Origin of the sequence: Kocuria sp. SL71 (assembly GCF_026672465.1) — a bacterium.
GTDB classification, from domain to species: domain Bacteria; phylum Actinomycetota; class Actinomycetes; order Actinomycetales; family Micrococcaceae; genus Kocuria; species Kocuria palustris.
Genome location: NZ_JAPPRE010000001.1, coordinates 2,508,340 through 2,531,973 on the forward strand (window position 1 = coordinate 2,508,340; position 23,634 = coordinate 2,531,973).

A 23,634-nucleotide genomic window follows, 5' to 3' on the forward strand; every position below is an offset into this window, starting at 1 on the left:
ACGATGCTCGGCATGACTGAGAACACCACTGCCGCCACCGGATCGCCCCTCGTCAAGCGAGGCCTGGCCGAGATGCTCAAGGGCGGCGTCATCATGGACGTCGTCACCCCGGAGCAGGCCCGCATCGCCGAGGATGCCGGCGCCGTGGCCGTCATGGCGCTCGAGCGCGTGCCGGCCGACATCCGCGCCCAGGGCGGCGTGGCCCGCATGTCCGACCCGGATCTGATCGACGGCATCATCGAGACCGTCTCGATCCCGGTCATGGCCAAGGCCCGCATCGGCCACTTCGTGGAGGCCCAGGTCCTGCAGTCGCTCGGCGTGGACTACATCGACGAGTCCGAGGTCCTCAGCCCCGCCGACTACGCCCACCACATCGACAAGCACGGCTTCACCGTCCCGTTCGTGTGCGGTGCGACCAACCTGGGCGAGGCGCTGCGCCGCCTGGCCGAGGGCGCGGCCATGATCCGCTCCAAGGGCGAGGCAGGCACCGGCGACGTCTCCGAGGCCACCAAGCACATCCGCACCATCCGCAAGCAGATCGCGGACCTCCAGGCGACCTTCCGCTCCAACCCCGACGAGCTGTTCGTGGCCGCCAAGGAGCTGCAGGCCCCCTACGACATCGTCCGCGAGGTCGCCGAGACCGGGAAGCTGCCGGTCGTGCTGTTCACCGCCGGCGGCGTGGCCACCCCTGCCGATGCCGCGATGATGATGCAGCTCGGCGCCGACGGCGTGTTCGTGGGCTCCGGCATCTTCAAGTCCGGCAACCCGGCCGAGCGCGCGGCGGCGATCGTCAAGGCCACGGCCCAGTACGACGACCCCGCCGCGATCGCCGTGGCCTCCCGCGGCCTGGGCGAGGCCATGGTGGGGCTCAACGTCGGCGACCTGCCCGCTCCGCACCGCCTGGCCGAGCGCGGCTGGTGAGCCCGGAGGCTCCCGCGGCCTCGGCGGCGAGCCGCCGGGGAGGCCCCGGGGACGACGCGCGCGGCGGCAGTGCCCGGGCCGGCACTGCCCGGGGCCGCAGCGGCGGCGGCGACGCCCGCACCGCGCGCATCGGCGTCCTGGCCCTGCAGGGCGGGGTCGCCGAGCACGTGCGCATGCTCGAGGGCCTGGGCGCCCAGGCGGTGCCGATCCGCTCCTCGGCGGCCCTGGAGCAGCCTCTCGACGGGATCGTGCTGCCCGGCGGGGAGTCCTCGACCATGGACCGTCTGCTGCGCCGCTTCGGCATGAGGGACCGCCTGGCGCAGCTGCTCCAGGACGGGCTCCCCGTCCTGGGCACCTGCGCCGGGCTGATCCTGCTGGCCGACGAGATCGTGGATCCGGCGCCGGGGCAGACCAGCCTGGCCTCGCTGGGGATCCGGGTGCGCCGCAATGCGTTCGGGCGCCAGGTCGACTCGACCGCCGAGACCCTGCAGACCTCGCTCGGCCCGGTGGCGGGGGCCTTCATCCGGGCACCGGAGGTGCTCGAGGTCGGCGAGGGCATCCAGGTCCTCGCCCGCCGCGGCACCGCTCCCGACGGCGACGGCCCGATCGTTGCGGTCGGCACGGACACGGCGCTGGGGCTGTCCTTCCACCCCGAGCTCACCGGCGATGACACGTTCCACCGCGAGCTGCTGCGCATGCTCCGGGCCCGCGTCGACGCCTGAGGGCCCCCGCGGCCGCGAACCGCAGGCCGACGACCGACGACGCCCCCGCCTCGAGCAGAAGCTCGTGCGGGGGCGTCGTCGTGCGGGCGGCCCGGTGCGGGGCGCTGCCGGGGGCCGAGGGTCAGGCGGCCGGCAGGTCCGGGAACTCGGCGATGACGTCCGCGTTGCGCAGCTTGCCGTGCGAGGTGGACAGGCTGCGCTCGAGCTCGCGGGAATCGGAGCAGGCCTTCTTCCACCCGCTGTCCGCCACTCGCAGGACGTAGGGCAGGGTCGCATTGGTCAGCGCCGCGGTGGAGGTGGCCGGCACGGCGCCGGGCATGTTGGCGACGCAGTAGAAGATCGCGGGTCCGACCTGGAAGGTGGGGTCGTCGTGGGTGGTGGCGTGCGTGTCCTCGAAGCAGCCGCCCTGGTCCACGGCGATGTCCACGAGCACGGCGCCCTTCTTCATCTTCAGGACCATCTCGTGGGTGACGACGTTCGGGGCCTTGCGGCCCGGGATCAGCACCGCGCCGACCACCAGATCGGCCTCGAGCACGCTGTTCTCGACCTCGTAGGGGGTCGAGACGACCGTGCGCACGCGGTTGCCGTAGAGGTCGTCCATGGCGCGCAGAGCCTCGATCGAGGTGTCCAGCACGCTGACGTCGGCGCCCATGCCGACCAGCTGGTGCACCGCATTGCGACCGGCTTGGCCCGCCCCGATGACGGTGGCCTGCGCCGGGTGCACACCGGGGACCCCGGCCAGCAGCAGGCCGCGGCCGCCGTGGGAGGCCAGCAGCGCGTTCGCGCCGACGGTGACGGCCATGCGGCCGGCGACCTCGGACATGGGCGCGAGCAGCGGCAGCGCGCCGCGGTCGCTCTGCACGGACTCGTAGGCCAGCGACGTGGTGCCGGAGTCCAGCAGCGCCTGGGTCAGCTCGCGGCTGGCGGCCAGATGCAGGTACGTGAACAGCGTGAGGTCATCGCGCAGGAAGCCGTACTCGGAGGGGATCGGCTCCTTGACCTTCAGCACGAGCTCCGCCGCCCAGGTCTCCTCGACGGGCACGAGGACGGCGCCGGCGTCGGTGTACTCCTGGTCCGGGATGCTGGAGCCGATCCCGGCGCCCTCCTGGACGCGGACCTCGTGGCCGTGGCCCACCAGCTGATGGACGCCGGCCGGGGTGAGGGCCACACGGCCCTCCTGCGGCTTGGTCTCTGTGGGGACTCCGATGATCATGTCCGCTCCTCGAGGTCAGGACGCCGTCGACCTCGTCGTCGACGGCGCGTTCGGGGACACCGGTCCGCGCCCCCGGGGCGTGCCGGGCCGGCTGGACTCAGCTCAGCTCGTCTGCGAGCCGATGCAGCGTGGCCTCGATCTTCTCCTTCTCGACGACCGGGAACCCCTTGGCCTGGCGGGTCTGCTCCGAGGTCTGGGACCAGTCGCAGTAGTTGACCACCTCGGTCGTGTCCTCGGGGGTCGAGCGCAGGATCCAGCCCCATGCCCAGCCCTGCGGCTCCTGGCCCTCGTCGGCCACGAGCCACTCCAGGCGATGCTCGAGGTCGTAGCGGGTGACGTGGTTCTCCGTGCGGTACTGCGTGGTGCCGTCCGTCCAGAGCATCTCCATCACGAAGACCTGCCCCACGTGCTCGAGCGGCTCCTGGCCGACGGCGGCGCGCACCATCTGCGAGCCGTCGATGCGCGCGTGGTTGGCGGGGTCGCGCAGGAAGCTCCACACCGTCTCGATGGGGGCATCGATCGCGGCCTGGAGGGCGATGCCGTCCTCGGCGTGCAGATCCTGGATCGTCGATTCGCTCATGGTCCCATTGTGGCGCTCGCCACCGACAGTCTTCAATGGAGCGGGAGCCGGTTGCCGCCGGGGACCGCGAGCGGCACGACCGCCGCGGGCGGATCCGACGACGGTCCCGCGCAGCTCACCAGTCGTCTCCGACCAGCCGGTCCTCGGCGATCGAGGCGCCGAGCATGAGGGTGCGCATGAACCGCTCGGTGGCCTCGATCAGCAGCTCCTCGCCGTCGCGCACCGCCTCCGCCAGGGACATCGGCACGGGCAGGATGGAGGCGACGGCGTCGATGCCGATCCCGTGCACGGCGTCGGATCCCTGGCCCAAGGTCCCTGCCAGGCCGATGACCGGCACGCCCTGCTCGGAGGCTCGACGGGCGACCTCGGCGGGGACCTTGCCGCGCGGGGTCTGGAAGTCGATCGCCCCCTCGGCGGTGATGACCAGGTCGGCGCCGCGGATCGAGCTGTCCAGGTCGATCCCGGCCAGCCCCGAGTCCAGCAGCGCCTCGAAGCGCGGCACCAGCTCGGCGCCGATGGCCGCCATGCCGGCGCCGAGGCCTCCCGAGGCCCCGGTTCCGGGGCCCAGGGCGAAGTCGCGGTCCCGGGTCCGCTCGAGGCCGTCGCGGCCCAGGATCTCCGCCCAGTTCTCGAACCCGCGCGACATCTGCTCGACCTGCTGCGCCGTGGCGCCCTTCTGCGGGCCGAAGACCCGGGCGACGCCATGGTCGCCGGTCAGCACGTTGTGCGGGTTCAGGGCCAGGACCACGCGCACGCGGCCGGCGCTCAGCGACGGGTGCAGACCGGAGAGGTCCAGGCTCCGGGCCTCCGTGAGCGCCGCGCCCCCGGTGCCGACCGGCTCCCCGTCGGCGTCCAGCACCCGGGCGCCGAGGGCCGTGAGCGCCCCCAGGCCGCCGTCGGAGGTCCCGGAGTCGCCGCAGCCGACGACGATCGTCTGCGACCCGTCCTCCAGGGCCGCGCGGATCAGCTCGCCGACCCCGTGGGTGGTGGTGAGCGTGGGATCCCGGCGATCGTGCGGGACCAGGCGCAGTCCCGCGGCCGAGGCCATCTCCACGACGGCGGTCCCGCGCGCGTCGCCGCCCAGGCGGGCCCAGTGCGCCTCGACCGGCTGACCCACGGGCCCTGTCACCCGCGCGGGGATCAGCTCGCCGCCGGTGGCTGAGGCCAGTGTGCGGGCCGTGCCTTCGCCGCCGTCGGCCACGGGCACGGTGCGCACGCGCACGCCGGGCACGGCGCGGCGGACTCCTGCGCTGATCGCGCGGGCGACCTGCTCGGCGTCCAGCGACTCCTTGAAGCCGGAGGGCGCCACCAGGACTCGGCGGACGAAGGCGGTGGAGGGTGCGGCGGTCATATCGGACTCCTCGGTGTTGAAGGGGCGGGTCAGCGGAACAGCGGCAGGCCCATGAGGGGCCAGACCAGGAAGGCGAAGACGAGCACCAGCACTGCCGAGATCGGGGCCAGCCAGGCGGAGAGCCGAAGAAGGTGCTCGGGGCGGAAGGTCTCGACGTCCTCCACGTCGGAGAACAGGGTCACGGGCTTGGCGGAGCTGGTCAGCGTGTGGCAGAACCCGGCCGCCGCCGTCGAGGCGAACGCCGCGGCGGAGGCATCCACCCCCAGGCCCGGGGCCAGGGCGACCACGATGGGGATCAGCACGGCCGAGCGCGCCGAGCGGGACTGGATGACCAGGTGCGCGGCGGTCGAGAGGACCACGACCAGGACCACGAACGCGATGGGGGCTCCGGGGCCGATCCGCTGGACGGGGCCGAGAGCTCCGGCGGCCAGCCAGTCGGCGGCTCCCGAGTCGACCAGCCCGGTGCCCAGCGTCAGCGTGGCGGCCATGAACACGAGCAGCGACCACGGCACGGACTTCAGCGCCTTGCCCAGGTCCACCGACCCCCATCGGGGGCTCGCGGCCAGCAGCGCGCCCAGCAGGCCGACGATCGCCGGGTGCAGCCCGTGCAGCGGCTCCGAGCACCACAGCACCACCACGACGGCCACGAGCATGGCCGAGCGGGTCTGCGCGGTGGTCAGAGGTCCGGAGATGGGCGAGGCCGAATGCGCCTGCATGTCCTTCAGGCTGATCGAGACGGGCTCGCGCCGGTCCTCCCGCCGGGTGAACAGCCGCAGGATCAGCTCGGTGCACACGTGCGAGGACACCACGGCCAGCGGAAGGCCCAGGATCAGCCACGTGGCCACTCCGAAGCTGCGATGCCCGGCCGCGTCCAGGATCTGGGCGGTGATCAGATGCGCGCCGGCGCCCAGGTAGGAGGCCACCGCCGAGAGCAGGATGACCGACGGGAACAGCAGGGACAGCGCCAGCACCACCCGCCGGTGCGGCGCCAGCACCGCCGCCATGGCCGCGAAGACGGGCAGGGCCAGGGCCGCCCGTCCGGAGGTCGACGGGATCGCGAAGGCCGTGACGACCAGCACCGCCGTGGTGAGGTGGAACAGCGGGCGCAGCCCGGAAGCGCCGGTCACCACGAATGCCGCCACGCGGGTGGCCAGTCCCGAGGCGGTCACCCCGGCGGCGATCACGAAAGCGGTCAGCAGCAGCCACACCGTGTCCTCGCCGAGCGAGGAGAAGAGGTCCTCGTCCCCGACCACGCCGGTGGAGACCAGGATCAGCGCAGCGCCCAGCGCCACGTAGGTGTCCTCGAGCGGGGAGAAGATCCACAGCCACACGGCCACGCAGAACACGCACAGGGTCAGGGCGCCGTGGGCCGGCAGCTCATCGCCCAGGACCGAGGCCCGGATCACCACCGTGCACGCGACGAGCATCACGACCGCCAGGATCAGCGCGGCCGGGCGCGGCCTGGGGCGCGAGCGCGCCGGCGCGGGGCGGCCGCTCTGCGGAGGGGTCGAGGTCCAGCGCACGGAGCCCGTCTGCGCGCTCATCGCTCCACCCGCATGGCCTCGGCCACGCGGTCCTGCGCGGCGGAGTCCGTCTCGTCGAGCTCCTGCCGATCGGGCTGGACGAGGGGAAGATCGAGTCCGACCGAGGTGCGCCCGTCGGGCTCGGAGGCCACCCACAGGCTGCCGCCGTGGGCATCGGCCACCGCGCGTGCGACGGCCAGCCCCAGGCCCATGCCGCCCACGTCGGCGGATTCCTCGGTGCTGCTCGAGCCGCCGGAGGCCTCGGACAGCGCGGCCGAGCGGTACTGCTCGATCATGGCCCGGGCCTGCTCGGCGCTCAGCGGCCGACCCGCGTTGGTCACCGACAGGCGCAGGACCCGCCCCTGTGCCGCCGCCGAGACCTCGGCGTTCTCGTCGTCCTGCGACTGCGACTGCGACTGCGACTGCGACTGCGACTGCGGCTCGGCGACGGCAGCGCTGAGCTGGATGCGCTCGCCGTCCTCCGTGTGATCGACGGCGTTGCGCGCCAGCTGGCTCATGGCAGCCGACACGGCGGCGGCATCCATCGGTGCGGTGAGATCGGGCGCGTCGTCGAGCTCCCAGCTGCGTCGGGGGAAGCGCTGGGCCAGGTCATGGCGCAGGCGCACCACCAGCGGGGCCGCGGCCGTGGGCCGCATGCGCAGAGCTCCGGGCCGCTGCGCATCGGCGAGCAGGCTCAGATCCGCCAGGCTGCGCTGCATCTCCTGCATGCGGCGCCGGAGGCGGCTCAGCTCGGCGCTCGACAGCCCGTCGGAGCCCTGCGAGCCGGTCTCCAGGTCCCGACGACAGGCCTCCAGGGGGCGGGCGAGATGGCGCTCGACCTCGGCGGCCACGTGCGACTGGCGATCGAAGGAGTCCTCGAGCCGATCGAGCATGCCGTTGACCGCCTGGGCCGTGCTGGAGATGTCGTCGCGGCCCTCGACGGGCACGCGCGGGGAGAGGTCGTGGCCCGAGACCCGCTGGGCCACAGCTGCGATCCGGCGCACGGGCAGAAGGATCTGTCCGGCGGCGAACCACGCGATCAGGGCCGTGAGCGCCAGCCCGCCGGCGGCCACGCCCACGAGCAGCAGGACCTGCTGATCCACGTCGTCGTGGGCCGGGTCCGTGAACTGCAGGACCAGGAAGGCCGATCCGTCCTCGGTGTCCACCCGCCCCCACCGCACGCTGCCGTGCTCGGTGTCCCGAACTCCCGAGGCCGACGGGTCCGCGAGGAGACTGTCGAGCTCGGCGGTATCCGCGGCCAGCAGCTCGCCGGCGTCGTCGGCGGCATTGTCCAGGTAGGAGACGTCGCCGTCGGCCACCGCGATGAAGGCCTCGTGCGTGGCCGGGGTCTGCCGGGAGAGGTAGCGCTCCATGAGCTCGGCCTCCGAGGCGAAGGGCTGCGCGGTGCGAGGATCCACGCCCTCGTCGACGAACGTGCGGAACTCCTCGACCTCCTGCACGATCCCGGCATCGGCGGCCTGATCCACCTGCCCCTGCAGCAGCGAGCGCATGGTCACCACGACGGCCAGCAGGGCGATGGCGGTGGTCAGCACGATCCAGCCCACGATGCGCCAGCGCGCCGAGACCCGGGATCCGCGCTCCTGAGCGTCCGCGCTCATCGCGTCACCGTCCCGGCCTCGGGGGCATCGTCCTGCTCGCCGTCCGAATCGGTGTCCAGATCGACCTCGTCCGGCCCGTCGTCGTCCTCCGGCTCGAGGTCTGGATCGTCCTCGTCGTCGTGCTCTTCTTCATCGACGGGGGCGGCCGGCCCGGATGTCGGCGCCTGCTGCTGCTCCCGGTCGTCGGCGGGTGCCGGGTCCTCTGTCGCCTCCGGCTCGGTCGTCGGGGCGGGTGCGGAGGCTTCGGGATCGGGCGACGACGGCGCCGTGACCCGGGTGCTCACAGGATCGGAGGGCAGAGTGGGCGGCATCGTGGTCCGCGCCAGCTGCTGCGTTCCCAGCGCGGTCAGCACGGGAACGGCCATGATCAGGACCAGGAGCAGCACACGTCTCAACATGACAGTGAAGTGAACTCCGAACAGATGAAATGCAGATGAGCATCCGGGCCGCGGACGCTCAGCACTCGACCCCAGGAAGACGAGACCGATGACCGATCTGCAGTGCCCCGCTGTGCTCCTGCTCGGAGAGGATCCGCGCGCCGTGCTGGAGGGGAGGGTCCTGGGGCCCGTCGGGCCGGGGGCGGAGATCGTCTGCCTTCCGCAGGGCGAAGACCCGCTGCGCCGGGCTGCCGCCGAGGACGCCCTGGTGGACGAGCTGGTCGACACCCGCCGCGGGGAGTCGGTGGTGCTCGAGGCCGAACCGGCGCGGCTGCGCGAGCTGCTGCGCCGCCACGGCTGCACGCCGGAGCTGCCCGCGCGCATCGAGGCCGACTCCGGCGGCTGGCGGCGCACCGAGCCCGCCGGGCAGCCCGCCCCGGAGCGGCAGGATCCGGAGCCGGCCGCCGTGGAGCAGCCGAGCGCCGACCAGCCGAGCGCCGAGCGGCACGTGGCGCTGCCGCTGGCGGAGATGACCGGACTGCAGATGCACGCGATCACGCTGCTGCGCGAGCGCGTCTTCGTGGTGGAGCAGAAGACCACCGAGGTCACGGAGATCGACGAGCTCGATGCCCTGCAGACCACCGTCCACCACTGGCTGGAGATCGACGGCCGCCCCGCCGCAGTTCTGCGCGTCCTGGCCCACGAGGAGGCCATCGCGATCGGCCGGGTGGCCACCGCTCACGAGCACCGCGGGAAGGGCCTGGCCGGGCGGCTGATGCGCCTGGTGCTCCAGGACCTGGCGCCGCTGAATCGCCCCGTCGTGCTGCTGGGCCAGTCGCACCTGGAGCAGTGGTACGAGCGGCTCGGATTCGTCCGCAGCGGAAATGAGGTCCTGGAGGTGGGCATCCCGCACGTGCCCATGACCCTGAGCCGATGATCGAGCTGCTCGCGGCCCGTCCCGTGCCCCCGGCAGATGCCTGGGTGCTCGTGCTGTGCGGGCTCCTCGCCGCAGGGCTGTGCCTTCCGCGACGGACCTGGCGGTGGTTCGGGCTGGTCGTCACGGTCGTGCATGAGCTCGGCCACGCGCTGGCGGGGCTGGTCGTGGGCCGGAGGGTCATGACGATCCGCATCGAGGCCGATCACTCGGGCGTCACGCACTCCTTCGGCACCGGGCCCAGCGCGGCATGGTCGACCTTCTGGGGCTATCCCTTCCCCGCCGTCGTCGGGGCCGTGTGGGCCGCCGCGGTGGGGCTGGGGCACTGGCCGGTGGCCGCCGTCGTGAGCGCGCTGGTGCTGTTGGGCTCCCTGGTGGTGATGCGCGGTGCGCTGTCCTGGGTGGTCACGACCGGATCGGCGGCGCTGCTGCTGGCGCTGGTGTGGGCGGACCTCGCGATCGGGCGCTGGCTGATGCTCGCGGTCGGCACCGCGCTGTGGGTCGGCGCGCTGCGGGTGTGGTGGCTGCTGGTCCGGCGCCACGTCCAGGGCGCCCTGAGCCGACGGGTGCAGCACGAGCACCCGCTGGGGCTGCCCTCGGATGCCGTGGCACTGGCCCGGGCCACCGGCGTCCCGGCCATGCTGTGGCTGCTGGCCTTCCTGGCGGTGATCCTGCTCAGCGCAGCGGGGATCGCGCTGGCCTGGGCCCCGCAGCTGCTGAGCTGAGCGGCTGCAGGCAACTCTGTCTCAGATGTGGCCTGGGTCTCGTCTCAGATGATATTTTCTCCGGGCGGGTCATCGCGGATCCGCACTGCCCACAGGAGGCCCGCATGCCCACCGACACCGTCTCACCCGCTCCCTCGTCCGAGCCCGCGCAGCGCCTTGCCGACGCTTCGCTGCCCGGCACGCAGGCGGAGCTGCCCGCCTACGACCGCTCCGGCCTGAGCACCGGCATCGTCCACATCGGCGTGGGCGGCTTCCACCGCGCTCACCAGGCCGTCGTCATGGACGACCTGCTGGCCCAGGGCGGCCACGACAGCTGGGCGATCACAGGCCTCGGCGCCCTGGCCGGCGACTCCCGCATGCGCGATGCCCTCAACGACCAGGACGGGCTCTACACCCTGGCGGTCAAGCACCCCGACGGCCACCGCGACAACCGCGTGATCGGCTCCATCCGCACCATGGCCGTGGCTCCGGAGGACCCGGCCGGAGCGGTCGAGCTCATGGCGGATCCCGCCACCCGCATCGTCTCGCTGACCATCACCGAGGGCGGCTACAACTTCAACCAGGCCACGGGCCTGTTCGACGAGACCACGCCGGCCGTCGCCCATGATCTCGAGGTCCTGCGCGGCTCCGGCGAGGGCGAGCTGCGTTCGGTCTTCGGCCTGGTCGTGGACGCTGTGCGGGTGCGCCGCGAGCGGGGGACCGCCCCCTTCACCGTCATGTCCTGCGACAACATCCAGGGCAACGGCGACACCGCCGCCCTGCAGTTCGTGGCCTTCGCCGAGCTGGTCGATCCCGAGCTGGCCGCCTGGATCCACGAGAACGTCCCGTTCCCGAACTCCATGGTCGATCGCATCACCCCGGTCACCACCGACGCCGATCGCGAGAACGTCCTGGCGGACACCGGGCGGGTGGACGCCTGGCCGGTCGTGTGCGAGCCCTTCTGCCAGTGGGTGCTCGAGGACCACTTCGTCCCGGGCCCCGACGGCGCCCCGGGCCGCCCCGCCTTCGAGAAGGCCGGTGTGCAGCTCGTCGAGGACGTCGAGCCCTACGAGCTCATGAAGCTGCGCCTGCTCAACGCCTCCCACCAGGCGCTGTGCTACCCGGGCCGCCTGGCCGGGCTCGAGTACGCGCACGAGGTCTGCTCCGACCCGCTGTACGTGGCCTACCTGCTGGCCTACATGGAGCTCGAGGCCACTCCCACGCTGCGCGAGGTCCCGGGCGTGGACCTGGACGACTACCGCAGGACGCTCATCGAGCGCTTCGCGAACCCGGAGATCCGCGACACCCTGGCCCGCCTGTGCGCCGAGGCCTCGGACCGCATCCCCAAGTGGCTCGTGCCGGTGATCCGCGAGAACCTCGAGGCCGGTCGCCCGGTCGAGCTCTCCGCCACGATCGTGGCCTCCTGGGCGCGCTACGCCGAGGGCGCCGACGAGAACGGCCGTCCGTTCGAGATCGTCGATCCCCGCCGCGACGCCGTGATCGAGGCCGCCTCTCACCACGACGAGGACGAGCTGTCCTTCCTGCGCAACGAGGAGCTCTTCGGGGACCTCGCCCAGCAGGAGGCCTTCACGGAGCCGTACCTGCGCGCCCTGCGCGGCTTCCGCTCGCGCGGCGCCCGCGCGACGCTCGAGGAGGTCCTGGAGGTCGTGGGGCGCCCGGCCGCCTGATCCGCCGCAGCCGTCGTCCCTGTCCGCGGAAGCGGGCGGGAGGGGCGACGGCGGGACGGGCCGCGAGCACGACGCAGGCCCCCGCACCGAGACGCAGCGAACGCGTCCGGGGCGGGGGCCTGTGCCATGAACGGGGACATGCGCAGGAGCCGATGCGGCTCCTGCGCGGCAGGGCTCAGCCGGCCAGCTCGTCCTCGAGCTGGCGGCGCATGGCGCTGTAGCGGGCGCGGAAGGCGTCGGCCCCGTCGTCCTGGGCGGCGGGCAGATGCTGGGAGCCTTCGGTGCCGGCGGTCCAGGCGGGCAGCTCGCCCTGTGCGGCCCAGTAGGCCTGGCGCGCGCCGCCCAGGGCGACGTACTCATCCGGGGCGGGGACGTCGATGTCGACGCCGAGCACATGGGTGAGGGCCGTGCGCAGAGTGGCGGAGCGCGAGCCGCCGCCGATCAGCAGGGCGCGCTCGATCGGGACGTCCAGGGTCCGCAGGACCTCGAGGCAGTCGGCCAGCGAGTTCGCCACGGACAGCACCGAGCTGCGGGCCATGTTCTCGCGCGTGAGCGAGGCGCCCGTGACGCCGTGCCAGCGCCCGGCGGCGTCGGGGAGGTTGGGGGTGCGCTCGCCGTCCAGGTACGGCAGCAGCGTCAGCCCCGAGCAGTCTGGGTCGCCGGCGGCCGCGAGGGCGTCGAACTCGTCCAGGTCGGTGCCGAGCAGGTCCGAGGTCCTGGCCATGACCCGGGCGGCGTTGAGCGTGCACAGCAGGGGCAGGTAGGCGCCGGTGGCGTCGGCGAATCCCGAGGTGACGCCCGTGGGGTCCGCGATCGGGTGCGGGCTGTGGGCGAAGACCGTGCCCGAGGTGCCGACCGAGACCACGACATCGCCGTGGCCGATGCCCAGGCCGAGCCCGCCGCCGGCGTTGTCTCCGCACCCGGCCGAGACCACCGCGCCGGGGCTGTTCGGGAGCCAGTCCGAGGTGATGGTGCCGGCGGAGGCGTGGGGTGCGAGGACCTCGGGGACCTGCGGGGTCGCCCCGAACCAGCGCTCCAGGAGGTCCTCGCGGATCGAGCCGGAGGCGGGGTCGAACCAGCCCGAGCCCGAGGCCTCGGAGCGGTCCGTGATCCAGGCGCCGCCGGTCAGCTCTGAGACCAGCCAGTCGTGCGGCAGGCCCACGCGCTCAACGCGAGCCGCGGCCTCCGGGGCGTTCTCGCGCAGCCAGGCCAGCTTGGTCAGCGTGATGGAGGTGACGGGCGCGGAGCCGGTGGCCTCGACCCAGCCGGAGATCTCGAGCTCCTCGACCATGGCCCGGGCCTGTGGGGCGCTGCGGACGTCGTTCCACAGCAGGGCGTCGTGGACCGGCGCGCCGGCCGAGTCCAGGGCCACCATGCCGTGTTGCTGCGCGGAGACGCCCACGCCCAGCACGTCCGAGCGCTCGCGGGCTCCGGCGGCGTCCCAGGCCTGATTCAGCGCCTTGGTCCATTCCCGGGGGTCCACCGAGGTCCCGTCCGGGTGCGGGGCGGAGCCGCGAGAGAGGATCTGCCCCGTGGCGGCGTCGACGACCATGACCTTGCAGGACTGGGTGGAGGAGTCCACCCCGATGACGGTTCCGCTGATGCTCACTCCAGCTCCTCTGCCGAGACTTTCTGACGGTTCAGCCTAGCGGTCTGCGTCACATCGCAGGGGCCTGCGGCGGCTCCCGGGAGCGCTCGGTCGGCCTCGGCCCTGCGGTGCCGGCGCAGGGCCGGCGGCCGCCCGCTCACTGGCCCTCGAGCTCGGCCAGGGCATCCCGCAGCGGGATGTCGCAGACCAGGATGTCGACCAGCCCGGCCCGCACCGCCGCCAGCACGGCCGGGGCGCGCCCGGCGCCGTGGGCGACCGCGATCCGGCGACGGGCCGCACGCAGGTCCGCAAGCGATGCCGCGATCACGGAGTCCTCGACGGGGCCCTCCACCGCGGTGCCGCGGGCGTCGATCAGGTGCCCGGAGATCTCGGCGACCGCGCCGGCCGCCAGGGCCTGCTGACGGTCCTGCTCCTGGATGCGGTCCCACACGGTGGACAGCCCCGGTCCCCAGCCGCCGATCGCGAAGACCGCCAGGTCCAGATCCCCGGCCTGGGCCAGGGTGCGGGCGATCTCCGGGGTCTCGCGCAGGGCTGCCGCGCCCTCACCGGCCACCAGCGGCGCCCACAGGGGAAGCGTCTGCTTGGCGCGCAGCGTGCTCAGCAGCCGGGGGGACCGCCTCGGTGGAGTCCGGGGAGGCGATCGCCCCGGCCAGCTGGACCACCACGCTGTCCGAGAGGTCGGGCAGGTGCGGGGCCATGGCCTGGATGATGCGCGACCACGAGATCCCGACGGCGGTCTGGCCTGCGGCGTGCTCGGCCACCGAGGCGGCGAGCTCGCGGGCCAGGGCCTCGGCGCCGCGGGGGGTGTCGGCGGGCTCGACCGAGATCAGCTCCGCGATGCCCAGGGACTGCGCCGTCTCCTGGTCGCGGCCGTCCGACGGCACGGCGATGGTGATGCGCACGATGCCCCGATCGCGGGCCTCCTGCACGAGCGCGGCGACCTGGAAGCGCGAGATGTCGTGCTCCTGGGCGATCTGGACCTTGGACTTCTGGTCCAGGAAATGGGCACGACTGATCTCGGCGAGCAGCGTGAGGTGGGCGCGGTCGTCGGCGCTCGAGGAGGGGGCGGCGTCGGCGGATGGTGCGGTCGGAGGCGAGGTCATGGGGGCCACATCTGTGAGGTCGGGTGTTGCTCAGGTGAGTCTATATGATTAGCATCACACTCACCTGAGCGGGATAGAGCGCTTACGTGAGAAGTGCCGGATGGGGCCGGGTGCCCGCCCCCACCAGGTCTTCTGCCTCTCGGCCCGGACACCGCTGCCTGGGCCCGTACGAATCCACAGAGGTATCCATGAGCCCTCGTCTCACCTCGCCGCACAGCCCGCCGTGGTCCGTGGGCAGGCGCCAGCTGCTCGGCGGGACCCTCGGTCTCTCTGCACTGGCCCTGACCGGCTGCGGCTCGTCCCAGGGCGACGAGATCGTCGTCGCCATCGTCTCCAACCCGCAGATGCAGGACGCGATCTCCCTGCAGGCCGAGTTCGAGCGGGAGCACCCGGACATCAACGTCCGATTCGTCTCCCTTCCGGAGAACGAGGCCCGTGCCAAGATCACGGCCTCCGTGGCCACCGGCGGCGGCGAGTTCGACGTCGTCATGATCTCCAACTACGAGACCCCCATCTGGGCGGCCAACGGCTGGATCGAGAACCTGCAGCCGTACGCGGAGGCGACCGAGGGCTACGACCCCGAGGACTTCATCGACTCGGTGCGCGCCGCCCTGAGCTACCAGGACAGCCTCTACGCCGTGCCCTTCTACGGGGAGTCGTCGTTCCTGGTATGGAACAAGGACCTCTTCGAGGCCAAGGGCCTGGAGATGCCGGAGAAGCCCACCTGGGAGCAGATCGGCGAGTTCGCCGCCGAGCTGGCCGATCCCGACCAGGACATCTCCGGGATCTGCCTGCGCGGCCTGGCCGGCTGGGGCGAGATCATGGCCCCGCTGACCACCGTGTACAACACGTTCGGCGGCGGCTGGTTCGACATGGACTGGAACCCCACGCTGACTTCGGACGCCACCAGGAAGGCCACCCGGTTCTACGTGGACCTGGTCCGCGAGCACGGGCAGCCCGGTGCGGCCACCTCCGGCTACGGCGACTGCATCACCCGCTACAGCCAGGGCCAGGCGGCCATGTGGTACGACGCCACGGCCATGGTCTCCTCGGTCGAGGACCCGGCCTCCTCCACGGTCGCCGGGCGCAGCGGGTACGCCCCCGCCCCGGTCATGGAGACCGAGGCCGCGGGCTGGCTCTACTCGTGGTCGCTGGCCATCCCCGCGACCTCGCAGCGCAAGGAGCAGGCCTGGGACTTCATCGCCTGGATGACCAGCAAGGACTACATGAAGCTGGTCGGCGAGGAGATCGGCTGGGAGCGCGTTCCCCCGGGGAGCCGTTACTCGACCTATGAGCTCGAGGGCTACGCCGAGGTCTCCGAGGCCTACGCCAAGCCCACCCTCGACGCCATGGCCGGTGCCTCCCAGGAGACCTCCATGACGCACCCCGTCCCGTACGAGGGCCTGCAGTTCGTGGCGATCCCGGAGTTCCAGGATCTCGGCACCCGCGTGGGCCAGCAGATGTCGGCCGCCGTGGCCGGCCAGAAGAGCGTCGACGAGGCGCTCGAGCAGTCCCAGGAGTACGCCGAGGACGTCGCCGACGTGCACCGCAACAGCTCTGGAGGCAACTGAGATGTCCACCGTGGCCACCCCGTCGGGCACTCGGGCCGCAGAGCCCGCCAGCCGTCGCAGCGCCGAGGAGCGCGCCAAGCGCGACGCCTTCCGCCGCCGTCTTCCGCTGCTGCCCGCGCTGATCTTCACGATCGCGCTGACCCAGCTGCCGTTCCTGATCACCATCTGGTACTCGCTGCGCTCCTGGAACCTCCTCAACGAGGACTCCGACCGTTTCGTCGGCCTGCGCAACTACCTGGCGATCTTCACCGACTCCACGTTCCGCGGCGCGGCGCTCAACTCGATCCTCTACACGCTGGCTTGCGTGCTGTTCGCCCTCATCCTGGGGATGATCTTCGCGCTGCTGCTGGATCGGGCGTTCCTGGGCCGCGGCCTGGCCCGCACTCTGCTGATCACGCCGTTCCTGATCATGCCCGTGGCCTCGGCCATGCTGTGGTCGGTGTCCATGTTCAACCCGTCCTACGGCCTGGTGAACTGGATGATCGGCCTCGTGGGCATCGACCCGGTGGACTGGACCTCCCAGATGCCGCGGATCTCCGTGATCGTGGCGCTGGTGTGGCAGTGGACGCCGTTCATGATGCTGCTGCTCCTGGCCGGTCTGCAGTCCCAGCCCCGCGACGTCCTCGAGGCGGCGCGCGTGGACGGGGCCTCCAAGATCCAGTCCTTCGTGCTCATCACGCTGCCGCACATGCGCCGCTACATCGAGCTGTGCGTCCTGCTCGGCGCGATCTACGTGGTCAACACGTTCGACCAGATCTACCTCATGACCGCAGGCGGACCGGGCACCCAGAGCGCCAACCTGCCGTTCTACATCTACCAGCGAGCCTTCCTGGGCTTCGACGTCGGCCAGGCCGCCGCCATGGGCGTGGTCGTGGTGATCGGCACGATCATCATCGCGACCTGGGCCCTGCGTCTGATGTTCAAGAGCTTCATGACCACGGAGCAGTGACCGACATGACCGCACAGCCCCATGACTCCGTCTCCGCGGAGACGACCTCTGCTCCCTGGGACGCCCAGGACCGTGCTCGCGACGACCGGCCCGAGCCGCCCGTGCGCAAGCGCCGCTCCGGTGGCATCGGCGGCGCGGCACTGACCCTCATCACCTGGCTGCTGGCCCTCGGGTTCTTCCTGCCGGTGGCGTGGATGGTGCTGACGTCGTTCAAGCAGGAGGCCGATGCCTCCACGAACCCGCCGACGTTCTTCTTCGCGCCCACGCTGGATCAGTACCGCGCGGTGATCGACGCCGGACTGGGCGACTACATGCTCAACTCCGCGATCGCCACGGTGGCCTCGACCCTCCTGGTCCTGCTGCTCGGCATCCCGGCCGCCTACGCGGTGAGCATCCGCCCGGTCGAGAAGACCTCGGACGTGCTGTTCTTCTTCATCTCCACCAAGATGCTGCCGGTCGTGGCCGTGATCGTCCCGATCTACGTCGTCGCCGGTCAGCTCAAGGTCCTGGACACCGTCTGGACCCTGGTCCTGCTCTACACGGCCATGAACCTGCCGATCGCGGTGTGGATGATGCGCTCGTTCTTCCAGGAGGTCCCCCGGGAGGTCCTTGAGGCCGCGGAGATCGACGGCGCCTCGCTGATGACCACGCTGCGCACGATCCTGATCCCCATGGTGGCCCCGGGCATCGCCTCGACCGCCCTGATCTGCGTGATCTTCGCCTGGAACGAGTTCTTCTTCGCCCTGAACCTCACGGCCGTCGAGGCGGCCACGGTGCCGGTCATGCTCGTCTCGACCATGACCAGCGAGGGCCTGTTCCTGGCTCGGCTCTCCGCCGCCAGCGTCCTGGCGTCGTTGCCGGTGGTCATCGCCGGCTGGGTCGCCCAGAAGCAGCTGGTGCGCGGTCTGTCCATGGGTGCCATCAAGTAGGCCGGCCCCCGGCACGACGACGAGCCCCCGCGGCCGCTGCGCGCAGCGACCGCGGGGGCTCGTCTCCGTCTCCGCCGCGCTCATCCCCGCAGGGCCGTGACCAGGGGGTATATCGGTGGCAACCGCGCGCAGCCACCGGGCAGGAGAGCGCAGCGCCTGCTGAGGGCGCGGACGGTGGGCTGGGGGATCGCACGGCTCTAGGTTGATGACACCGCCGAACGATCCCGGCGCATCCCCATCCGAGGAGCTCGTCATGCTGCACGACCGGATCAAGGAATGCCGGCTGCGCGCCGGTCTGTCGCAGGCCCAGCTCGCGACCCGTCTCGGCGTCTCGCGCCAGGCCGTGACGAAGTGGGAATCCGGCCGAGTCGCCGTGCCTCGCGATGGTTCGTCGTTCGTGTCTCGGCGCACCCGGCACCGATGCACGGAGGTCCCCGGCAGAGCAGCTCTGCGGGGGACCTCCGTGCGGTGCGGGTCAGGGGCGCACGACCGCCTTGAGCGCACCGGGGGTGCGGGCCGCGGTGAGGGCGGCCTCGACGTCGTCGAGGCCGTGGACGCTCGTGACGAGCGAGTCCAGGTCCACCGCACCCGAGGCGGCCATGGCCACCGCGGTGGGCCACGTCCCGGCATAGCGGAACGTCCCGGTGACCACGAGCTCGCGGTTCTGCACGAGCGGGACGGGCAGAGCCAGGGTGTCCGCGCCCATGCCGACCAGAACGGCGCGCCCGGCCGGAGCCAGGCGGTGCAGTCCGTCGAGCACGGCGGGCTCAGCGCCCGTCGCGTCGATGAAGGCGTCGAAGCCGCCGCCGTCCGCGCTGTCCGGCTCCGGGGCGCAGCCGGCGGCCCAGGTGCGCGAGGCGCCCCAGGAGGCGGCGACCTCGAGCCGGTCCTCGCGCATGTCCGTCATGGCCACCTCGACGGCTCCGGCGGCCTCTGCGCACGCGGCCGCCAGCAGGCCGATGGGCCCGGCTCCGGCCACGAGCACGCGCGAGCCCAGGCGGACGTGAGCGGCCCGCGATGCGGCGATGCCCACGGACAGCGGCTCGAGCAGTGCGGCGGCGTCATCCGAGACCGAATCCGGCACGCGGTGGCAGAACGCCGCCGGGTGCACGGCGTACTCGCTGAACACCCCGTCCACGGGAGGCGTGGCGAAGAAGCGCACCGCCGGATCCAGGTTGTACCGCCCGGCCAGCGTCTGCGGCGAGAACGGCTCGGGGATGCCCGGCTCCAGCGATACCCGGGCGCCCAGAAGCGACGGATCGGTGCCCGGCCCCAGCCCGACCACGCGCCCGGACGGCTCGTGGCCGAGGACCAGGGAGCCCTCCACCGCGAAGGGGCCGATGCGGCCGTGCTCGTAGTAGTGTGTGTCCGACCCGCAGACCCCCACGCTCAGCACGCGGACAAGGACCTCACCGGGGCCGGGCTGCGGGACGGGGCGCTGCTCCACGGCGAGATCCCCGATCCCGTGCAGCACGCTGGCGCGCATGGAATCGGGGATCTCGCGGATCTCGTCGACGGACATCAGCGAGCGTCAGGGAGGCGCTGGCCGGTGGCGGTGTCGAACAGGTGGAGGCGATCGACGGCGGGGACGGTCCAGATGGTGTCGCCGACCTTGACCGCGGAGCGCCCGCCGGTGCGGATCGTGATGCCCTCGGTGGCCTGGTCCTCCTCGGCGATCTCCTCCTCCGCGGCGGAGGAGTGCGTGGTCACCACGGTGTTGGCCGCGGTGACCGGGGCCAGCGAGCTGTAGATGTAGGCGTCGGCGCCGAGCTCCTCGACCGCCTGGACGCTCACGGGGATGCCTTCGCCCTCCGGGGCCAGTGAGAGGTTCTCGGGGCGGATGCCCACGGTGACCTCGGAGCCGGTGAGGGCCTGGCGCTGGGCGTCGGTGAGCTGGAGACGGGTGGTGCCCAGTGCCAGCACGCCCTGGTCATCCGGGGCGCTGCGCAGCAGGTTCATGGCCGGGGAGCCGATGAAGCCGGCCACGAACTCGTTGGCCGGGCGGTCGTAGAGGTTGGCCGGCGAGTCGACCTGCATGAGCTTGCCGCCCTTGAGCACGGCCACGCGATCGCCCATGGTCATGGCCTCGGTCTGATCGTGGGTGACATAGACGGTGGTGACGCCCAGGCGTCGGGTGAGGGAGGCGATCTGGGTGCGGGTCTGGACGCGCAGCTTGGCATCCAGGTTGGACAGCGGCTCGTCCATGAGAAAGACCTTGGGGGAGCGCACGATGGCGCGGCCCATGGCCACGCGCTGGCGCTGTCCGCCCGAGAGGTTCTTGGGCTTGCGGTCCAGGTACTCGGTGAGGTCGAGGATCTTGGCGGCTTCTTCGACTTTGGCCCGGCGCTCGTCGGCGGGGACCTTGGCGATCTTCAGCGCGAAGCCCATGTTCTCAGCCACGGTCATGTGGGGGTAGAGGGCGTAGTTCTGGAAGACCATGGCGATGTCGCGGTCGCGGGGGTCGACGTCGGTGACGTCCTGATCGCCGATCAGGATCGAGCCGCGGGTGACGTCCTCGAGTCCCGCCAGCATGCGCAGGGTCGTGGACTTGCCGCAGCCGGACGGGCCTACGAGCACCAGGAACTCGCCGTCGGCGATGTCCAGGCTGAGCTCGGAGACCGAGGGGCTCTCGGCTCCGGGGTACTGACAGGTCACGCGGTCATACGAAACAGTCGCCATGGCGGTTCTCGCTCTCTTCCCGGCAGGTACGTGCCGGACGATCCGTGGAAGCATGTGAGATGGCACACATACAACTGTGAGAGTACACCGGCCCAGATGAGCCGTCACCCCTGTCCGGGGCGTGATCTCGGGCCGATCGCAGGCGTCGTCGGGACCGCGGAGAAGAATCTTGAGAATCTTCCGACGAAACCGCGTCACGATCCGGTCCGGTCGGGGTCTTCACCGTGAGAGCTCGTGAGAGCTCTTGCACCACCGGTGCGGAGAGATGCCGGTCCTCCCCTGGCGGGAGGGCCTCACGGTCCGCCTCGAAGCAGCCGCTGATGGGCAGTCACGGCGCAGGGGAGGACCGGGTGCGGCGACGGGCAGTCGCTGCACCGAGCAGGGGATCGGGTGGGCAGAGTCCGAGACCCTGGAATCCCGGGACGTCCGGGTGGAGGCAGGGCAGTGCCTCCCCGGACGTCCCGGCCCCAGCACGAAGGCCGCCCTTCCCCCGAGGGCGGCCTTCGCCATGTCCGGCCCGCTCGGCAGCGCTGGAGTAACTTCTCGAGAACCGCGTCACGATCCGGGCCTGAGCCGGTCTTCACTGTGAGAGCTCGCAATGGCCCTCCCGGTCACTCGGTGCGAACGTCCTGGCGGGCGGGGCCGCCGAGCGCATCGAGCTCCTCCTGATGGGCAGTCAGAGGGGCGGATGCGGATCGGGTGCTGCGGCTGGTGGGCCGCGGCGCATCGCACCTCCCGGTGGGCAGAGACCGGCTGGTGCACACTCCGGGACGCCTCGGGCAACGGGTGGGCAGACCCGCTCGAGGCGTCCCGGACCCTCCGGATCCGGCCGGCTCCGGGCGATGAACGGGCCGGGTCGCGATCCTCACGAGACCCGGCCCGTTCCTCATCTCGCGCCGCCGATCGGGTGGGCGGGGCTCAGGCCGCCGGCGCTCCCGGACCCAGCGGGATCCCGAGGCTCCACCACAGCAGGAAGAACAGGAACCACACCACCAGGATCGAGATCGCGAACGGCAGCAGCAGGGACATCAGCGTGCCGATCCCGGCTCGTGGGAGCCGCTGCTGGACCACACCTAGGGTCAGGGCGAAGAACGCGTTGAGCGGCGTAATGATGTTGAACGCGGAGTCGCCGATCCGGTACAGCATCTGCGTGGTCTCCGGATTCACGCCCAGGTACATGAACATGGGCACGATCACGGGCGCAACGAGCGTGTACAGCGCCGATCCCGAGGTCAGGAAGAGGTTCAGCACGGCCACGATCGCCACGACGCTGAAGAACAGCACCGGCAGCGGCAGACCGGCGGCCTCGAGCAGGCTCGAGCCGCTGATCGCGATCACGGTGCCCATGTCGGTCCAGGTGAAGAAGGCGATGAACTGCGCCGCCGCGGCCAGCAGGACCAGCAGCGCTGCGATGTCGCGGATGCCGCGGGCCATGAGCTCGGGGATGTCGGCCAGCCTGCGGATGCTCCCGGCGGGGATGCCGTAGGCCGTGCCCGCGACCAGGAACAGCAGGGCGATCGGCCCTGAGATGTCGGTGATCAGCACGGAGCTCAGGGCGCCGGTCTCCTCGACCCCGCGCAGCGGCAAGAACGGCAGCAGCAGCGCCAGGAAGTACAGCGCCACGTACGCGACGGTCGCGATGCCCGCCCACTTCAGCCCGCGGATCTCCTGTGGCTGATAGCTGCGCAGGTTCTCCTGGGAGATCTGCGGGCGGTCGTCGCCATCGTCGGGGGTCTCGGCGGTGCCGTCGCGCTCGGCGGCCAGCTCCGCGGCGTGGATCCGGGCCGTCATCCGGGTCAGCACGCGCTCGGTCACGAAGGTGATGAGCAGGGCGAGCACCACGGCGGAGGCCGCCGAGAAGTAGTAGTTGGCGATGGGGGAGACCTGGTACTCGGGGTCCACGAGCTGGGCCGCCGACGTCGAGATGCCGCCCAGCAGGGGGTCGGTCAGGTTCACCACGAGCGAGGCGTTGAACCCCGCCGAGGCCGAGGCGAACGCGACGACGGCGCCCAGCACCGCCGAGCGGCCCGCCGCCTTGAACGCGGCGGCGCCCAGCGGGATGAGCACCACCGTGATCGCATCGGAGGCGATCGAGCCGGTGACGCCGGCCAGCGCCAGGACGAAGGTCAGCCACCGCGCGGAAACCTTGGCCACGACCACCCGCAGGGCGGTGTTGATCAGTCCGGCGCCGTCGGCCACCGCCACGCCCAGCATCACGACGAGCACCACGCCCAGCGGCGGGAACTCGACGATGTTCGGCACGATGCCGCCGACGATCCGGCGCATCCCCTCGGCGTCGGCCAGGCTCGTCACGGCCACGGTCTCGCCGGTGGTCGGATCCACCGCGCTGGCGCCCAGGCGGGCGAGCAGCTCCGAGAGCGGGACGATCAGGAAGGCGAGGAGGATGAACAGCCAGAACGGATGCGGCAGGCGATTGCCGATCATCTCGATCGCGCCCAGGACCCGGCCGAGCGGCCCGCCCTGGATCAGGGGGCCGCGGCCGGCCGGGGTCTCATCATCGCGGGGCGCGCTCGAGGCCTGGGACATCGACGGGGGCTCAGCCCTGCTCGGCGTCCGAGCTCAGCAGCTGCTCGATGTCGCCGCGCAGCTGCTCCGGGGTGGTCTGGGGCGCGTAGCGCTCGACCACGCGGCCGTCGCCGTCGATCAGGAACTTGGCGAAGTTCCACTCGATGTCCGCGCCGTCCTCGCCCTGCTTCTCGGACTTGAGCCAGGCCCACAGCGGGTGCGTGTCGATCCCGTTCACCTCCACCTTCTTGTACAGGGGGAAGTCCACGGAGAACTCGGTGCGGCAGAACTGCTGGATCTGCTCCTCATCGCCGGGCTCCTGCCCGCCGAACTGGTTGCACGGGAAGCCGAGCACGGTGAAGCCGCGGTCCTTGTACTCGTCCTGCAGCTTCTGCAGGACGTCGTACTGCGACGTCAGCCCGCACTCGCTGGCGGTGTTGACGACCAGCACGACCTGACCGGCGAAGCGGTCGAAGACGTCCTGCGAGCCGACGATGGTGTCGGCGCTGAAGTCGTGGAACGTGGTCAAGGGTTCTCCTGAGGATCTGCCCCGAGACGAGGCCTTCGACGTTCAGCCGGCCCCACAGCAGCGGGCGAGCCCGCCCCGTCCTTCGCCTGCGGAAGTGACGGAGCGGG

21 protein-coding genes and 1 pseudogene are annotated in these 23,634 nt (G+C 71.9%); 9 read left to right on the forward strand and 13 right to left on the reverse strand.

Features of this window, described 5'->3' with window-relative positions:
- Positions 1 to 12 precede the first annotated feature (12 nt).
- A complete protein-coding gene (gene pdxS / locus OVA15_RS11410; RefSeq protein WP_024289347.1) occupies positions 13 to 921 on the forward strand; it encodes a pyridoxal 5'-phosphate synthase lyase subunit PdxS in 909 nt (302 codons plus the stop codon).
- Entirely contained in the window at positions 918 to 1,643 is a 726-nt protein-coding gene (gene pdxT / locus OVA15_RS11415) for a pyridoxal 5'-phosphate synthase glutaminase subunit PdxT (protein ID WP_268145067.1), read from the forward strand. The genes pdxS and pdxT overlap by 4 nt, the downstream gene beginning before the upstream one ends.
- Before the next feature lie 121 nt (positions 1,644 to 1,764).
- On the opposite strand, the gene ald is transcribed toward pdxT, so the two are convergent.
- The 6 genes from ald to OVA15_RS11445 all read right to left on the reverse strand — a co-directional run bounded on the left by ald (position 1,765) and on the right by OVA15_RS11445 (position 8,327).
- Positions 1,765 to 2,856 (reverse strand): alanine dehydrogenase, encoded by a 1,092-nt coding sequence (gene ald, locus OVA15_RS11420; RefSeq protein ID WP_268145068.1) that lies wholly within the window; start codon positions 2,854 to 2,856, stop codon positions 1,765 to 1,767.
- A 97-nt stretch (positions 2,857 to 2,953) separates the two neighbouring features.
- Positions 2,954 to 3,436: an SRPBCC family protein gene (locus tag OVA15_RS11425; protein ID WP_024289344.1), complete on the reverse strand. Its 483-nt coding sequence runs from the start codon at positions 3,434 to 3,436 to the stop codon at positions 2,954 to 2,956.
- Positions 3,437 to 3,551: 115 nt separating this feature from the next.
- Positions 3,552 to 4,787 (reverse strand): glycerate kinase, encoded by a 1,236-nt coding sequence (locus OVA15_RS11430; protein ID WP_006215629.1) that lies wholly within the window; start codon positions 4,785 to 4,787, stop codon positions 3,552 to 3,554.
- Positions 4,788 to 4,816: 29 nt separating this feature from the next.
- Complete coding sequence (locus OVA15_RS11435) at positions 4,817 to 6,331, reverse strand: SLC13 family permease (RefSeq protein ID WP_268145071.1); 1,515 nt, start codon at positions 6,329 to 6,331, stop codon at positions 4,817 to 4,819.
- Entirely contained in the window at positions 6,328 to 7,929 is a 1,602-nt protein-coding gene (locus OVA15_RS11440; protein WP_268145073.1) for a HAMP domain-containing protein, read from the reverse strand. Before OVA15_RS11440 ends, OVA15_RS11435 begins: the two co-directional genes overlap by 4 nt.
- Positions 7,926 to 8,327, reverse strand: a complete 402-nt coding sequence (locus tag OVA15_RS11445; RefSeq protein WP_155930941.1) for a hypothetical protein — start codon at positions 8,325 to 8,327, stop codon at positions 7,926 to 7,928. The genes OVA15_RS11440 and OVA15_RS11445 overlap by 4 nt, the downstream gene beginning before the upstream one ends.
- An 88-nt stretch (positions 8,328 to 8,415) precedes the next feature.
- Here OVA15_RS11445 and OVA15_RS11450 point away from each other — a divergent pair, with 88 nt between their 5' ends.
- The 3 genes from OVA15_RS11450 to OVA15_RS11460 all read left to right on the forward strand — a co-directional run bounded on the left by OVA15_RS11450 (position 8,416) and on the right by OVA15_RS11460 (position 11,632).
- Positions 8,416 to 9,243 carry a GNAT family N-acetyltransferase gene (locus tag OVA15_RS11450; protein ID WP_268145075.1) on the forward strand — a complete coding sequence of 276 codons (828 nt, stop codon included), beginning with the start codon at positions 8,416 to 8,418 and terminating at the stop codon, positions 9,241 to 9,243.
- Positions 9,240 to 9,965: a M50 family metallopeptidase gene (locus tag OVA15_RS11455; RefSeq protein ID WP_024289338.1), complete on the forward strand. Its 726-nt coding sequence runs from the start codon at positions 9,240 to 9,242 to the stop codon at positions 9,963 to 9,965. The genes OVA15_RS11450 and OVA15_RS11455 overlap by 4 nt, the downstream gene beginning before the upstream one ends.
- 104 nt (positions 9,966 to 10,069) lie before the next feature.
- Positions 10,070 to 11,632: a mannitol dehydrogenase family protein gene (locus OVA15_RS11460; protein ID WP_268145077.1), complete on the forward strand. Its 1,563-nt coding sequence runs from the start codon at positions 10,070 to 10,072 to the stop codon at positions 11,630 to 11,632.
- A 175-nt stretch (positions 11,633 to 11,807) separates the two neighbouring features.
- Here the strand turns inward: OVA15_RS11460 and OVA15_RS11465 are convergent, their stop codons facing one another.
- The 3 genes from OVA15_RS11465 to OVA15_RS11475 all read right to left on the reverse strand — a co-directional run bounded on the left by OVA15_RS11465 (position 11,808) and on the right by OVA15_RS11475 (position 14,344).
- Positions 11,808 to 13,241 carry an FGGY family carbohydrate kinase gene (locus tag OVA15_RS11465; protein ID WP_137802877.1) on the reverse strand — a complete coding sequence of 478 codons (1,434 nt, stop codon included), beginning with the start codon at positions 13,239 to 13,241 and terminating at the stop codon, positions 11,808 to 11,810.
- A 136-nt stretch (positions 13,242 to 13,377) separates the two neighbouring features.
- The gene (locus OVA15_RS11470) at positions 13,378 to 13,794 is read right to left on the reverse strand and encodes a sugar-binding domain-containing protein (protein ID WP_268145081.1); all 417 of its coding nucleotides are present in this window, start codon (positions 13,792 to 13,794) and stop codon (positions 13,378 to 13,380) included.
- Entirely contained in the window at positions 13,784 to 14,344 is a 561-nt protein-coding gene (locus tag OVA15_RS11475; protein ID WP_268145083.1) for a hypothetical protein, read from the reverse strand. The genes OVA15_RS11470 and OVA15_RS11475 overlap by 11 nt, the downstream gene beginning before the upstream one ends.
- A 188-nt stretch (positions 14,345 to 14,532) precedes the next feature.
- Between OVA15_RS11475 and OVA15_RS11480 the strand changes: the two genes are divergently transcribed.
- The 4 genes and pseudogenes from OVA15_RS11480 to OVA15_RS13470 form a co-directional block, all read left to right on the forward strand.
- Entirely contained in the window at positions 14,533 to 15,915 is a 1,383-nt protein-coding gene (locus OVA15_RS11480) for an ABC transporter substrate-binding protein (RefSeq protein WP_268145085.1), read from the forward strand.
- A gap of 1 nt (position 15,916) precedes the next feature.
- Positions 15,917 to 16,864 (forward strand): carbohydrate ABC transporter permease, encoded by a 948-nt coding sequence (locus OVA15_RS11485; protein WP_006215640.1) that lies wholly within the window; start codon positions 15,917 to 15,919, stop codon positions 16,862 to 16,864.
- 5 nt (positions 16,865 to 16,869) lie between these two features.
- Positions 16,870 to 17,793 (forward strand): carbohydrate ABC transporter permease, encoded by a 924-nt coding sequence (locus OVA15_RS11490; protein WP_239546541.1) that lies wholly within the window; start codon positions 16,870 to 16,872, stop codon positions 17,791 to 17,793.
- 253 nt (positions 17,794 to 18,046) lie between these two features.
- A pseudogene (locus tag OVA15_RS13470) lies at positions 18,047 to 18,163 on the forward strand (helix-turn-helix transcriptional regulator); the annotation flags it as partial.
- Positions 18,164 to 18,268: 105 nt separating this feature from the next.
- Here the strand turns inward: OVA15_RS13470 and OVA15_RS11495 are convergent.
- From OVA15_RS11495 to OVA15_RS11510, 4 genes are all read right to left on the reverse strand, one after another.
- On the reverse strand, positions 18,269 to 19,315 hold the full coding sequence (locus OVA15_RS11495; RefSeq protein WP_206390410.1) for an NAD(P)-dependent alcohol dehydrogenase: 1,047 nt from the start codon (positions 19,313 to 19,315) through the stop codon (positions 18,269 to 18,271).
- Positions 19,315 to 20,472: an ABC transporter ATP-binding protein gene (locus tag OVA15_RS11500; RefSeq protein WP_268145089.1), complete on the reverse strand. Its 1,158-nt coding sequence runs from the start codon at positions 20,470 to 20,472 to the stop codon at positions 19,315 to 19,317. The genes OVA15_RS11495 and OVA15_RS11500 overlap by 1 nt, the downstream gene beginning before the upstream one ends.
- 918 nt (positions 20,473 to 21,390) lie before the next feature.
- Complete coding sequence (locus OVA15_RS11505; RefSeq protein ID WP_268145091.1) at positions 21,391 to 23,019, reverse strand: AbgT family transporter; 1,629 nt, start codon at positions 23,017 to 23,019, stop codon at positions 21,391 to 21,393.
- A gap of 10 nt (positions 23,020 to 23,029) precedes the next feature.
- Positions 23,030 to 23,527 carry a glutathione peroxidase gene (locus OVA15_RS11510; protein ID WP_268145093.1) on the reverse strand — a complete coding sequence of 166 codons (498 nt, stop codon included), beginning with the start codon at positions 23,525 to 23,527 and terminating at the stop codon, positions 23,030 to 23,032.
- Positions 23,528 to 23,634 lie beyond the last annotated feature (107 nt).